This window comes from Variovorax sp. J31P179 (genome assembly GCF_030316985.1).
GTDB classification, from domain to species: Bacteria; Pseudomonadota; Gammaproteobacteria; order Burkholderiales; family Burkholderiaceae_C; genus Variovorax; species Variovorax ginsengisoli_B.
Genome location: NZ_JASZYL010000001.1, coordinates 366,938 through 379,960 on the forward strand (window position 1 = coordinate 366,938; position 13,023 = coordinate 379,960).

A 13,023-nucleotide genomic window follows, 5' to 3' on the forward strand; every position below is an offset into this window, starting at 1 on the left:
GTCACCGTGCCGCCTTGGCTGCGGGGACGTCGTGCAGGCGCGATCCCTTGACGACGCCCTTGTTCATCAACTCGTCGATCTCGCCGGCCGAGAAGCCGTGCTCGTGCAGCACTTCTTCGCTGTGCTGGCCGAGCACCGGCGGCGGCCGGCGGATCGTCACCGGCGTGCCGTGCAGGTTGAGCGGATTGGCCAGGTTGGTCATCGGGCCGGCGACCGGATGGTCCAGGTGCAGCACCGCGCCGGTGTGCTTGATCTGAGGATCGGTCGTGAGCGCGGTGTGATAGTCCTGCACCGCGGCGCAAGGCACGTCGGCTTCGGACAGGGTCTTGACCCAGTAGGCGGCAGGCTGCTTGACGAAGGCGTCCTCCAGGATCGCGTCGAGCAGGTGGCGGTTGACCGTGCGCTGGGTGTTGTTCACGAAGCGTTCGTCGTCCAGCAGGTCGGTGCGGCCCAGCACGCGGCACAGGTTGATCCAGAACTTCTCGGTGAAGCAGGCGGCGAAGAAGTACTTGCCGTCGGCGCCCTCATAGTTGCGATAGGGAACCATGGTTGGATGTCCGCTGCCAAGGCGCGACGGCGCCTTGCCGCTGCGCATGGTTTCGCCGTCGCGCGGAATGGTGCTGAACAGCGCCGCACCCAGCAGCGAGGTGTCGATGCGCTGGCCGACACCGGTGCGTTCGCGGTGCAGCAGCGCGCTGGTGATGCCCAGCGCCATCATCGCTGCGGCGCCGAAGTCCGGCAGCGGCGCGCCCAGCCGCACCGGCAGGCCGCCGGCTTCGCCGGTCATGTCCATCAGCCCGGCGACCGCCTGAACGATCGGGTCGTTCGCCGGCCACGCAGCATACGGACCGCTCTGCCCGAAGGCCGAGGCGCTCGCATAGATGATCTTAGGATTGATGGCGCGAACCGCCTCGTAGCCGATGCCCAGGCGGTCCACCGTGCCGGGGCGGAAGTTCTCGACAATCACGTCGGCGGTCTTGGCCATGCGCAGGAACACTGCTTTGCCGGCGGGCGTCTTCAGGTCCAGGCGCAGGCTGCGCTTGTTCCGGTTCTGCGACATGAACTGCACGCTTTCACCGTTCACGAACTGGTTGCCGAGGTCGCGGGCCAGATCGCCTCGCGCCGGCTCCTCGACCTTGATGACGTCGGCGCCCATGTCGCCCAGCAGCATGGTGCCGACCGGACCGGCGGTCATCACGCTCAGGTCGAGAATGGTGTAGCCGCTCAGCGGCGTGGGTTTGGCTTGTTCGCTCATGGTGTTGTCTCTTCCTTGTCTGGATGCATCGACGCGCTGGTCGGCAGTTTCAATCGGCCGCCGGGTAGGCGAGCGCCGTGAAGCGGCTGCGGCCGTCCTGCGCGCGGGTTTGCACGAAGGCGTGGCCGTAGGCCTCGTCATCGCGTTGGAGGAAATCTGTGCGCAGGTGGCCGCTGCGCGTCTCGCGCCGGGCCAGGCAGGCTTCCAGGATGATCGACGCGGTGGTCGACATGTTTTGCACCGTCAGCACCTCGTGCAGCGTTGCCGGCGTCGCGCCGCCGCCCTGCGCGAGCGAGACCTCGATGTCGCGCGCCACCTCCAACGCCTGGTTCAGTCCGGCCTCGCTCTTCTCGACCAGGGCATGTCGCTGCATTGCGGCCTGCAGGCGCCGGGCGCTGCCGGCCGCGTCGAAGGCCGCGTTGGCCGCCAGTGCACGGCGCAGCCGCTCGACCACTGCATCGCCGGCTACGGCCTTCCATGAGGCGCCGTCGCGCGCATCGCGCCCGGCGGCATCGCCCGCGCGGTGGCCGAACACCTGCCCCTCGGCCAGCGAATTGCCGCCCGGACGGTCGGGGCCCCGGACGCCACCGGCCAGCTCGCCGATCACGTGCACGCCGGGAATGGTCGAGCGTGCATCGGCGTCGACCATGCGAACGCCGCCGTTCAGGCACTGGAAGGCGATGCCGACGTCCATCGAATCCTTCTGTGGATCGACGCCGTTGGCCTTCATCCAGCGCATCGTGTTCGGGATGACCGCTTCCAGCTTCGGGGCGGGCACATGCGCCAGCGAGAAGTTGATGGTTCCCCGCTCATTGCCGCGACCCGCGGCGATTTCCGAGGCGATCGAGATGTCGATGTAGCGTGAGACGTTGCTCACCGTGAACGGAAACACCTTCTCGTCCATCACCTCCTCGACGCTGACGCCCGCGGGCAGGTAGTCGGACAGGAACTCGCGGCCCTCCGAATTGGTCATCCGCGGATGCAGGACGAAGCACGACTTGGAGAACAGCTGGACGTATGGATGGACCAGCGCCGGCCCGAACTGGTGGAACTCCATGTTCACAAGCTCGGCGCCTGCGCGGTACAGCACCGCCTGGCCGTCGCCGGTCATCTCTGCCGTCGACACCTGCTGCGAGAAGAGGCCGTGCGCACCGCCGGTGCCCAGCACCACCGATTGCGCACGTACTACCAGCCAGGTTTGCGTCCGGACGTCGAGCGCCAGCACGCCGGCGGCATGGCCTTCGGCGTCGAGCAGCAGGTCGACCAGCGCTGCCGGAGCGCGCACCTTCACGCCGCGCGCCAGAGCCTGTTCGTTGAGGGCGGCGACGAAGGCCTTGCCGGTCTTGCCGGAGACACCGAGCGCCCGGGCATAGCTGCCGAAGTCGCTCTGGATCAGCTTGTAGTCGGTGGCGTGGCCCGCCGCGACCTTGTCCGGCGCGGCGCGATCGAAGGCCACGCCGTAGGAGATGAGGTCGGCGATGCGGCGCGGCGCGTCTTCGGCGAGCACGCGCACCAGGTCGCGATCGATGAAGCCGCTGGCGGCTGCCATCGTGTCGCGATAGTGGACCTCGGGGCTGTCGGCCGCCGCGCCGTAGCCCGATGCGCCCATGCTCATGATCTCGCTGGCGCCGTGGACCGTGCTGCCGCCGGTGCCGAGCGGGGCCTTGGCCAGCATCAGCACCTCAGCACCGGCCAGCCGCGCCGACAGCGCCGCCCGCGATGCCGCGCCGCCGCCGCCCACCACCACCACGTCGGTGGCGAGTTCTTCGACCTTGAGTCCGAGGCCGCGGAGTTGTTCAACGATGCTCTTGCTCATGATTCGCTTGCTCAGGCCTTGAGGGATCGCGCGATGATGTTGCGCTGGATCTGGTTGGTGCCGCCGAAGATCTGGAACAGCTTCGACTCGCGGTAGTGGCGCTGCATCGGGTATTCCATGGCGTAACCGTTGGCACCCATGATCTGCAGGCCGTCGGTGGCTACCTTCACGTAGACGTCCGACGCGAAGTACTTGGCCTGCGACGACTCGGCATCGCAGGGCTGGCCGTCCACCAGCAGCTTGGCCGCACGGTAGGACATCATGCGCGCCGCATCGACCTGCGTCTGCATGTCCACCAGCATGTGCGAGACGGCCTGGAAGTCGAACACCGGCTGGCCGAACTGCTTGCGGTCCAGCGCATACCAGCGCGCCAGGTCGACCGCGGCCTGCGCCGCGCCGGCGCACATCGCCGACAGGGCGACGCGCTCCTTGGCCAGCACCGCCGTCAGCCGCTTCCAGCCCATGTGCAGCTCGCCGACCATCAGCCGCCGGGGCACCCGGACGCCGACGTAGTTCACTTCGCAGGTGCGGATGGCGCTGCCGCCGAGCAGGTCGATCGGGCGGATCTCCAGGCCCGGCGCGTCGGTCGGCACCAGGAACAGGCTGATGCCGTTGTGCTTGGTGGCTTCCCGGTCGGTGCGCACGGCGGTCAGGATGTACTTGGCTTGCATCGCGCCGGTGATCCACATCTTGGTGCCGTCGATGATGAAGTCGTCGCCGTCGGCCACGCCGCGGGTGGTGAGCGAGGCAGCGTCCGAGCCGGAGCCGTTCTCGCTCAGCGCGAAGGCCAGCCAGCCGCGGCCTTCGGCCAGCGCCGGAAGCACCTCTTTCTTGATCTCCTCGCTGGCGAAGCGCGACACCGCGCCCCCCACCATGTTGATGTTGGCGTTCCAGAAGCGGCTCAGCGCAACGCTGTAATAGGCAGCGACTTCCAGGAAGGCCGTCATATCCATGTAGTCGCCGATGCCGCCGTAGGCCTCGGGCAGCGTTAGGGCGAACCAGCCTTGTTCCACGCCGACGTCGATCAGCTCCTTGGGAAAGCGCTTTTCCTCGTCGCACATACCGATGTATTCGGGGCTGGCGTGCTTGGCGAGCACGCGCTGCACGCTGCGGCGGAATTCGAACTGCTCGTCATTCAGGTAGGGGCGCAGGTCGGCGCGATCGAGCATGGCCAGGGTGTAGGCGGGATTCATGGTATCGGTGCCTCAGGCCACGGCGGCGAGCTTCTCGTCCAGCGGAATGCTGCGCAGCATCGTCGAACGGCTGCGCGCGCCCGTCATCAGGAAGGCGAGGTCGGAGCCGCTCAGGATCAGCCGAGCACCCTTGCCGATGTATTCGGCCATCAAGGCCTCGTCGTAGACGCCGCCCACGCCGGCGGCCTTGCCATGGCGGCGGCACGCCGCGAATACGGTGTCGAGGGCAGACTTCACGCTGGCATGGCCCAGCTGGCCGGGCACGCCGAGTTCGGCCGCCATGTCGGTGCAGCCGACCAGCAGTACGTCGATGCCGGGCACGGCGGCGATGGCATCGACGTTGTCGCGTCCTTCCACCGTCTCGATCATCGCCACGACCAGTGTCTCGCTGTTGATCAAGGCGACCGTTTCGGTCACGGGCAGCGGCATGAAGCGGGTCTGCGGAAGGCTGCCCGGAATCGAGCGCCGGCCGAGCGGCGTGAAGCGGCAGAAATCCACCACGGCGCGCGCCTGCTCCACCGTGCTTACGTGCGGAATCACGATGCCTTGGGCGCCGGTGTCGAGCAGGCGGGTACTGTGGAAGGCCTCGTGGGCCGGCACGCGAATCATCGGCGTGATGCCGACGCCGAGCGCCGCCTGGCACAGTTGCGCCGCGGTGTCGACGCTCATCGAGTTGTGCTCCATATCGATGAACAGCCAGTCGAAGTCGCAGGTCTTGGCAATCTGCGCGATGTCAACGGTGCGGGCTTGGCGCAGGCCCATGCCGAGCGCCAGTTCGCCTTTCAGGATTCGTTGCTTCGCGTGGTTGGCGATGACTTTCATGGGAGGTCCTTTTGTCTGTGCGGGGGGCGGCGGTCAGTCGGCGTCGGCCGGCATGGCCACGTTGACGAATTTGGTGTCGAGGTAGTCGCGAATGGCGTGCGGGCCGCCTTCGCGCCCAAAGCCGCTGTCCTTCGAGCCGCCGAACGGCGTCTCGGCGGTGGAGGCGACGAAGGTGTTGACGCCGATCACGCCGGCCTCGAGGCGGTCCACCGTCGCATGGGTCTTGGCCAGCGAGCGGGTGAACACGTAGGCGGCCAACGCGAACGGCAGCCGGTTGGCCTCGGCGACCACCTCGTCGAGAGTCGAGAAGGTGGCCAGGGTGCCGAGCGGACCGAAGGGCTCGTCGTTCAGCACCGCGGCATCGGACCGCAGGTCCGTGAGCCAGGTGGGCTCGAAGAAGTAGCCGCGTTCCGTCGCGCGCGGGCGGGCGCCGCCCGACAGCACGCGGGCGCCCCCCGAGACGGCGTCATCGACCATCTTCTCGATGGCGTCGCGGCGGCGGCGTGTGGTAAGGGGGCCGAGGTCCGTGGCATCGTCGAGCGGGGATCCGACGCGCAGGGCGCGGGTCGCTGCGACCAGCTTTGCGCCGACTTCATCGGCGATGGATTCGTGCACGTAGAAGCGCGTGGGCGACGCGCACACTTGGCCAGCGTTGCGGAATTTGCCCGGCGCGGCGAGCGCGGCGAAGGCGTCGATGTCGGCGTCCGCATGCACGATCACTGGCGCGTGGCCGCCGAGCTCCATGCTGACGCGCTTTAGCGTGGCGGCCGACTGCTCGACAATCTGGCGGCCGATTGGCACCGAGCCCGTGAAGCTGACCTTGGCGACGCGCGGGTCGTTCATCAGAGTCGGCGTGATCTCCGCCGGGCGGCCGATCACCAGGTTGATGCTCCCCTTGGGGAATCCGGCATCCTCGAAGCACTTGATGAGCGCCATGGTAGTGCCGGCCGCCTCGCTCGACGGACGAATCACCAACGTATTGCCGGCCGCCAGGGCCGGCGCCATCTTGCGAGCCAGCAGCAGCAGCGGGAAGTTCCATGGCACGAACGCGGCCACGACCCCCAGCGGCTCCATGTGCACGAGGTAGCGGTCGCCCTTGACGCGGCTTTCGTAGCTCAGGCCGAACACCCGGCGCGCCTCGTCGGCGAACCAGTCGACCGATTCGGCCGATGCCTTGGCCTCGCCCACGGCCTGCCGCACCGGCTTGCCGGTTTCCAGTGCCACCAGGCGGCCCAGGGCTTCGGCGCGCTCGTCGATGAGTGCGGCAGCGCGGCGCAACAAGGCGGAGCGATTCCAGGCGGTGATTGCACGCATCGACGCACGGGCCGCGTACGCGGCAGCGATGGCTTCGGTGACCTGAGCAGCGCCGGCCGGCTTGATGGCGCCCAGCGGGACTTCGGTGGCCGGATTGATCATCTCGCAAGCCTCCTCGCTGCCGGAGCGCCATGCGCCATCGATGAATTGTCCGTGGGTGGCGTAAAGATCTTGCAGTTCCATGTGAGCGATTCTACACACCCACCCCGATGTGTCAACACTTAACGACTTAGTGCATGCATTAATTGAACGTTTTGGAATGCGCTGTAAACTAGCGCCAAACTTTTGGATACCCGCATGAGCAGAGTTGTTATGAGAGATGCAGACGTCATTGCCAGCCGCCTTGATGAGATCCAGGACAAGGTGCGCGCCATGATTGCGGACGGCAGCCTGCAGCCGGGCGAGAGAGTGAATGAGCAGGCGCTCGCGCTCCAGTTGGGGGTCGGCCGCAATTCGGCGCGCGAGGCCCTGCGCTCGCTCGAGCGCAGCGGCCTGGTGCGCATCGTGCCCAACCGCGGCGCGGAGGTACGCAAGGTGTCGCTGGAGGCGGCACTCGATCTGTACGATGTGCGTGCCGGCATTGCGCGCACGGCCGGCAGGCTCGCCGCCGCGCGCCTCGAGGCCGAGGAGGAGAATCGCGTGCAGGCCTTGATGGATGAGATGGAAACCGCCCTGAAGGCCCGGGACGGCAGCACGTACCATAAGCTCAACACGGAGTTTCACAACCTGCTCATGGCCATCAGCAAGAATCCCCGGCTGATCGACCTCAACAACACGATCGAGGCGGAACTCAGCCTCTACCTGCGCAAGGGTGTCTACACCATGGCGCAAATGCAGCTCTCCCACAGCGAACACAGCCGGCTCGTCGACGCGCTGCGCAATGGCCGGGTGACTGAGGCTGCGGAACTGTTCGAGAACCACATCCTCGCGGGTAAGCAGCGGATGCTCGACACCGTGACCCGCTCGGTGTCGGCCGCATGAGCGAGCAAGCAGGCCGGAGCTCATTGCGCGTTTGGCACGACGAAGTGCGTGCACTCGCTCACGTTTCAATCCACAACCCGCCGCTCGGCGTGCTGAACCAGACGGTACGTCGCGAACTTGGCAGCTTCTTCCTAGAAGCTCAGGACGACGCCAGCGTGCGCTGCATCGTTTTCGAGAGCGGCGAACGCAGCTTTTGCGCGGGCGCCGACCTGCGCGAATATGCGCTGCGATTCGACGCCGCGGTGGCCCGCGCGCATGTCGAGAACGCGCACCGGATGATCCTCGCGCTGGTCGACCTGGACACCCCGACCATTGCCTCCATTCGCGGGCCATGCATGGGAGGCGGGCTGGAACTCGCCATGGGCTGCGGTTTGCGCATCGCGTCGCGAAGCGCCACCTTTGCGCTACCCGAGGTGAACCGCGGGGCCTGGCCCGGTACCGGTGGCTGCGTGCTGCTGGCGCGGCTGGTGCGCCCGTCGCTGGCAAAACGCCTTCTCTATACCGGCGAGACTCTCGATGCGGCGACCGCCTGCAAGATGGGGCTGATCGACGAGGTGGTCGATGATGACGCACTTGACGCCCGCGCGCAGGCGTTGGCGGCCGGCATCGCGCAGCAGCCTCGCAGTTCGATCCAGACCATGGCACGGCTGGTCGACCGGGAATTCCGCGCCAGCTTTCGTGCTCATCTGCAGTACGAGGCCGAATGCTTCGTCCAGGCCTACCAGTTGCCTGCAGCGCGCGAGGGCTACGCTGCCTTCTTCGAGAAGCGGCCGCCGCGCTGGGAGCACGCCTGAGCGGCTATCGGCCGACCCATTCGGGTCGTGCCCGTTCCATGAAGGCGGAGATGCCACGCTTCGCATCCTCGGTTGCGCTGTTGAGGGCCATCACCTGGCCCATGAAGCGGGTGGCCGTGTGAAATTCGGTATCCAGCGCCTGCTGGAAAGCGCGCTTTCCCATCTGGACCACCACCGGGCTCGACGCGACAATCCTCCCGGCGACGTCGGCCAATTCCGCCTCAAAGCGCCCGGCCGGCACCACGCGGTTCACCAGGCCCAGTTCGAGGGCCTCGTCAGCATTGATGCGCTGCCCCAGCAATGCCAGTTCGTAAGCCTTGCGCCCGCCGATGGCACGCGTCAACGCGGGCAACAGCGTGCAGGGCCACAGGCCCACCCCGATTTCCGGCAGGCCGAAGCTGGCACCCTCCTCGGCGATCGCCAGGTCGCAGGCAGCCGCGAGGCCGGTGCCGCCGCCTAGCGCGAGGCCCTGCACCGCAGCGATCACCGGTTTGGCGATGCGGGCCGGGGCAGTGAGCAAATCGGCGACCAGTTGGAAATGCGCTTCGCGCTCGGCCGCTCCCAGGTCGAGGAAATGCGCGATGTCGGAGCCGGACGAAAAGATCCCGGCCGTGCCGCGGACCACGATACAGCGGGCTTCGGGCAGCCGGTCCAACGCCAGGATCAGGTCCGACAGGCTGCGGTACATCGCGTTGGTGAAGGCATTGCGCCGTTCGGGACGCGAGATGCGCACCGTTGCAATGCCCTCCGACACCTCGCACTGGATGTCTTCGTTGGTTGGGAGATCGTTGATTTTCATTTGGATTACTTCAAAGTGAATGCACTACTAATGCATGTGTTGACATTTCAACTCATAGCGTAGGACAATAGACTTGTTGAGTCAACACGTTACAAGGAGACAAATGAACAAGTTTTTTGGGCGTCGCACCCTGGTCGCCGCCGCGCTCGCCGCGGCCTGCAGCGGGGTGTTTGGCGCCTCGAGCTATCCCGACCGCCCTATCAGGATCGTCGTGCCTTTCGCCGCGGGCGGGGGCACCGACATCGTTGCGCGCGTCGTCGCCGACAAGCTCGGCCAGAAACTGGGCCAGCCCGTGGTGGTCATCAACACGCCGGGGGCTGGCGGCACCATCGGGGCCGCCAGCGTAGCCCGCGCCGAACCCGACGGCTACACCCTGCTCGTCTGGCACATCGGCATGATTTCGTCGGCCTACGTGATCAAGCCCCTGTCCTATGACCCGCTCACCAGCTTCACGCCCATCGGGCAGCTCAGCAGCGCGTCGAACTTGCTGGCGGTCAACCCCGACCTGCCGGCGAAGAACCTCAAGGAGTTCATCGCGCTCGCCAAGGCCAATCCGGGCAAGCTCAACTACGGCTCCTCGGGAGTGGGTGGAGCCGACCATCTGGCCGGCGAATTGTTGTCTCAAGTCGCCGGGATCAACACTGTGCACGTTCCCTACAAGGGAGGCGGCCCCGCCACGGTCGGCGCGGTAGGCGGCGAGGTACAGTTCGTCACCGGCACCGCCTCACAGGTCATGCCAATGGTCAAGGCCGGCCGCCTGCGCGCGCTGGCCGTGATGCAGAACCAACGAATCCCGTCGCTGCCCGATGTGCCGACCGCCGCGGAAGCCGGACTGCCCGAGCTCGACTACAAGACCTGGTTCGCCCTTTGGGGCCCGGCCAAGATGCCCGCCGATGTGGTGGCAACCATCAGCACCGCACTGCAGGAGGTCCTGCACCGGCCCGACGTGCGCGCGCAACTCGACAAGGTAGGCGTCGAACCCACCCCGACTACCCCGCAGGAGTTCGGCGCCATGTACAAGGCCGAATACGCCAAGTGGAACCACATACTCGGTGAGGTGATGCCCAAGTGATGCGTCGCAGTCCTGCCCACCGATGATCGCTCCCGACCAGCTGCTGAAACTGCCGATCGAGTCACGCCGTTTCAGCTATACCGAACGCGACACCATGCTCTACGCCCTGGGCGTTGGCTTCGGCTCGGATCCGCTCGACAGCGCGGAACTGCGCTTCGTCTACGAAGACCGCCTGATGGCCGTGCCGACGCAGGCGACCACTGTGGCGTGGGACCGCAGTTGGGTGCAGGCCAGCGGCATTCCATGGCCCAAGGTGGTCCATGGCGAGCAACGGATCCAGATGATGTCGCCCTTGCCACCGGCCGGCGACATCGTCTCCAGCACGCGCGTTAGCGAGGTCCTGGACAAGGGCTCGGGCGCCTTGGTTCGCGTCGAGACCCGTATCGCGGACGCCCGCTCCGACGCCTGGCTCTGCACGACAACCACCGGCTTTTTCGTTCGCGGCGAAGGCGGCTTCTCGTCCTCCCCGCCAAGCCGCGCGCCGCGGACGCATCTCCCCCGACGTGCGCCCGACGTTGTCGACGACGCCCGCACGTTCGGCAACCAGGCGTTGCTGTACCGGTTGTCGGGTGACCGCAACCCTCACCACGCGAGCCTTGCCGCGGCACTCGCCGGCGGCTTTCCACGGCCCGTGCTGCATGGGTTGTGCACCTACGGCTTCGCATGCCGCAGCGTGATGAAATCCCTCTGCGATTGGGATCCGAGACGATTGGAGGCTTTCGACGCACGCTTCACGGCGCCGGTGTTCCCGAACGACGGCCTTCGCTTCGAGATGTGGATGGAAGGCGGCAATGTGCTGCTGCGCGGCAGTTGCCCCGAGCGGAAGGTCACCGTGCTGGAAGGGGCCGTCAAGATCAAGCCAACGCTCGCCGTTTGAAGTCTCTCGGCTCGGACCCACTCGCTATGCACACATTTGTGGCAAAAGTACTCGGCCCGCCGGCTAAATGTTGGCCATTGCCAGCGTCACAAACGCGCGCGCCGTGTTCGTGGTCAGTCGATGTCAAGCATCCGACATCGTGTTTACCAAATCGGTGAATGCAATGGCCTGCCACGCAGCGATTTCCTCGCGAAGTGCGTTGACGGTTGAAGCGCTCATTGAGGTCCTCGAAGTGTCAACGGCACGGTTTCTCGTAATCCAGGTGCTTCCTCCATGTCCAGGTCGCCCCCGGGGTCTGGATAAGAAGCTAAACTTCGTAGTTAACCTGTCCAACCGAGCGCAATGCCCGCCCAATTCGCCGATCCCGAAACCGACACGCCCCACGCGCTGGCGGTGGAGCTGCGCATGCTGGCCTCGCAGCTGCGCCGCCGGCTGCGCCAGGAGGCCTCCGCCGCCGACTGGACCGAATCCCAGCGCGCTGTGCTGTTGAGGCTGGAGCGGCAGGAGGCCGCCACCGTGACCGAACTGGCGCTGGCCGAAGGCGTCCGTTCCCAGTCCATGGGCGCCACCGTGGCCTCGCTGATCGAGGCCGGCTATGTCAGGGGCGCGCCAGACCCGGCGGACGGGCGCCGCACGCTGCTGTCGCTCACCCCGCAGGCGCGCAAGGTCTTCCGCCAGGTCCGGGCCGCGCGTGAAGACTGGCTGCAGCGCACGATCTCGGCGCGCTACTCGCCGACCGAGCAGCGGCAGCTGGCCGGCGCGGTGCGGCTGCTCCAGCGCCTGCTGGAGGCCTGATGAGCAACACCTTCCGTTCACTGCGCAACCGCAACTACCGGTTGTGGGCGGCCGGCGCGCTGGTGTCCAACGTCGGCACCTGGATGCAGCGCACCGCCCAGGACTGGCTGGTGCTGACGCACCTGACGAACCACAACGCCACCGCCGTCGGCACCGTGATGGCGCTGCAGTTCGGCCCGCAGCTGGTGCTGCTGCCTTTCACCGGCCTGGCGGCCGATCGCTTGAACCGGCGCAAGCTGCTGATGGCGACCCAGGCCGCCATGGGCCTGCTGGCGCTCGGGCTGGGCCTGCTGACGGTGAGCGGCTTGGCGCAGCTGTGGCATGTCTACGTGTTCGCGCTGCTGCTGGGCTGCGTGGCGGCCTTCGATGCGCCGGCCCGGCAGACCTTCGTGGCCGAGCTGGTGTCGGAGACCGAGCTGTCCAACGCGGTGGCCCTCAACTCCACCTCCTTCAATGCCGCGCGCATGGTGGGGCCGGCGGTGGCCGGGCTAGTGATCGCGGCCACCGGGCCGGGCGAGGCCTTCCTGCTCAATGCGCTGTCCTTCGTGGCGGTGCTGACCTCGCTGGCCTGCCTGCGCCAGGGCGAGCTCTATCCGCGTCACGGCACGGCGGGGCGCAACAAGGGCAGCCTGATGGAGGGCTTCCGCCATGTCTGGCGCCGCCCCGACCTGCGCGCCCTGCTGGCCATGCTGTTCCTGGTGGCCACCTTCGGCCTGAACTTCCCCATCTTCATTTCCACCATGTCGGTCGGCGCCTTCCACGGCGGCCCCGGCCAGTACGGCCTGCTCTCTTCGACGATGGCCATCGGCTCGGTCACCGGCGCGCTGCTGGCGGCGCGCCGCGCCCAGCCGCGTTTCGGCCTGCTGCTGGTGGGATCGGCGGTGTTCGGCTTCGGCTGCCTGGCGGCGGCGCTGATGCCCAACGTGGTCGGCTTCGGCATCGCCCTGGTCGTGACCGGCGCGGCGGCGCAGACGCTCACCACCTCGACCAACGGCATGGTGCAGATGTCCACCGACCCGGCCCTGCGCGGCCGCGTCATCGCCATCCTGCTGGCGATCCTCCTGGGCAGCACGCCCATCGGGGCGCCGATGGTGGGCTGGGTGGCCGATACCTTCGGCCCGCGCTGGGCCATGGGCGTGGCGGCCGCCGCGGGCTTCGGCTCCCTGGCGATCGGCCTGCGCTACCTGTTCAGGCACCACGGCCTGCGATTGCGACTCGAAGGGCGCCGGCTGCGCTACAGCTTCGTGCCGCCCCCGCCCTGAGGTCCGAGTCCGCCGGCGCCGCGTCTGGACGGACAATATGCGC

The 13,023-nt window shown here is 67.2% G+C and carries 12 protein-coding genes; 6 read left to right on the forward strand and 6 right to left on the reverse strand.

The genetic code is table 11. The features are described 5' to 3' along the window. Position 1: 1 nt before the first annotated feature. From QTI17_RS01810 to QTI17_RS01830, 5 genes are read right to left on the reverse strand one after another with little or no spacing between them, the layout of a single operon-like run. Complete coding sequence (locus QTI17_RS01810; protein WP_286530661.1) at positions 2 to 1,255, reverse strand: CaiB/BaiF CoA transferase family protein; 1,254 nt, start codon at positions 1,253 to 1,255, stop codon at positions 2 to 4. Between the two features lie 49 nt (positions 1,256 to 1,304). Further along, positions 1,305 to 3,071: an FAD-binding protein gene (locus QTI17_RS01815; protein ID WP_286530662.1), complete on the reverse strand. Its 1,767-nt coding sequence runs from the start codon at positions 3,069 to 3,071 to the stop codon at positions 1,305 to 1,307. 11 nt (positions 3,072 to 3,082) lie between these two features. After that, positions 3,083 to 4,264: an acyl-CoA dehydrogenase family protein gene (locus QTI17_RS01820; RefSeq protein ID WP_286530663.1), complete on the reverse strand. Its 1,182-nt coding sequence runs from the start codon at positions 4,262 to 4,264 to the stop codon at positions 3,083 to 3,085. A gap of 12 nt (positions 4,265 to 4,276) precedes the next feature. Continuing rightward, entirely contained in the window at positions 4,277 to 5,086 is an 810-nt protein-coding gene (locus QTI17_RS01825; protein ID WP_286530664.1) for an HpcH/HpaI aldolase family protein, read from the reverse strand. Between the two features lie 33 nt (positions 5,087 to 5,119). Continuing rightward, the gene (locus tag QTI17_RS01830; protein WP_286530665.1) at positions 5,120 to 6,583 is read right to left on the reverse strand and encodes an NAD-dependent succinate-semialdehyde dehydrogenase; all 1,464 of its coding nucleotides are present in this window, start codon (positions 6,581 to 6,583) and stop codon (positions 5,120 to 5,122) included. A 114-nt stretch (positions 6,584 to 6,697) separates the two neighbouring features. Here QTI17_RS01830 and QTI17_RS01835 point away from each other — a divergent pair, with 114 nt between their 5' ends. Both QTI17_RS01835 and QTI17_RS01840 read left to right on the forward strand, forming a co-directional pair. Beyond that, a complete protein-coding gene (locus tag QTI17_RS01835) occupies positions 6,698 to 7,381 on the forward strand; it encodes a GntR family transcriptional regulator (protein ID WP_286530666.1) in 684 nt (227 codons plus the stop codon). Continuing rightward, the gene (locus QTI17_RS01840) at positions 7,378 to 8,175 is read left to right on the forward strand and encodes an enoyl-CoA hydratase/isomerase family protein (RefSeq protein WP_286530667.1); all 798 of its coding nucleotides are present in this window, start codon (positions 7,378 to 7,380) and stop codon (positions 8,173 to 8,175) included. The genes QTI17_RS01835 and QTI17_RS01840 overlap by 4 nt, the downstream gene beginning before the upstream one ends. Positions 8,176 to 8,179: 4 nt before the next feature. On the opposite strand, the gene QTI17_RS01845 is transcribed toward QTI17_RS01840, so the two are convergent. Continuing rightward, positions 8,180 to 8,974, reverse strand: a complete 795-nt coding sequence (locus QTI17_RS01845) for an enoyl-CoA hydratase/isomerase family protein (RefSeq protein WP_286530669.1) — start codon at positions 8,972 to 8,974, stop codon at positions 8,180 to 8,182. Positions 8,975 to 9,077: 103 nt separating this feature from the next. On the opposite strand from QTI17_RS01845, the gene QTI17_RS01850 reads away from it, so the two are divergent. The 4 genes from QTI17_RS01850 (at position 9,078) to QTI17_RS01865 (ending at position 12,980) form a co-directional block, all read left to right on the forward strand. Then, positions 9,078 to 10,046, forward strand: coding sequence for a Bug family tripartite tricarboxylate transporter substrate binding protein (locus QTI17_RS01850; protein WP_286530670.1), 969 nt, complete (start codon positions 9,078 to 9,080; stop codon positions 10,044 to 10,046). Positions 10,047 to 10,068: 22 nt separating this feature from the next. Next, positions 10,069 to 10,923, forward strand: coding sequence for a MaoC/PaaZ C-terminal domain-containing protein (locus QTI17_RS01855; protein ID WP_286530671.1), 855 nt, complete (start codon positions 10,069 to 10,071; stop codon positions 10,921 to 10,923). 342 nt (positions 10,924 to 11,265) lie between these two features. Next, a complete protein-coding gene (locus tag QTI17_RS01860; RefSeq protein WP_286530672.1) occupies positions 11,266 to 11,718 on the forward strand; it encodes a MarR family winged helix-turn-helix transcriptional regulator in 453 nt (150 codons plus the stop codon). Beyond that, positions 11,718 to 12,980 carry an MFS transporter gene (locus QTI17_RS01865; protein ID WP_286530673.1) on the forward strand — a complete coding sequence of 421 codons (1,263 nt, stop codon included), beginning with the start codon at positions 11,718 to 11,720 and terminating at the stop codon, positions 12,978 to 12,980. Before QTI17_RS01860 ends, QTI17_RS01865 begins: the two co-directional genes overlap by 1 nt. Positions 12,981 to 13,023: the final 43 nt, after the last annotated feature.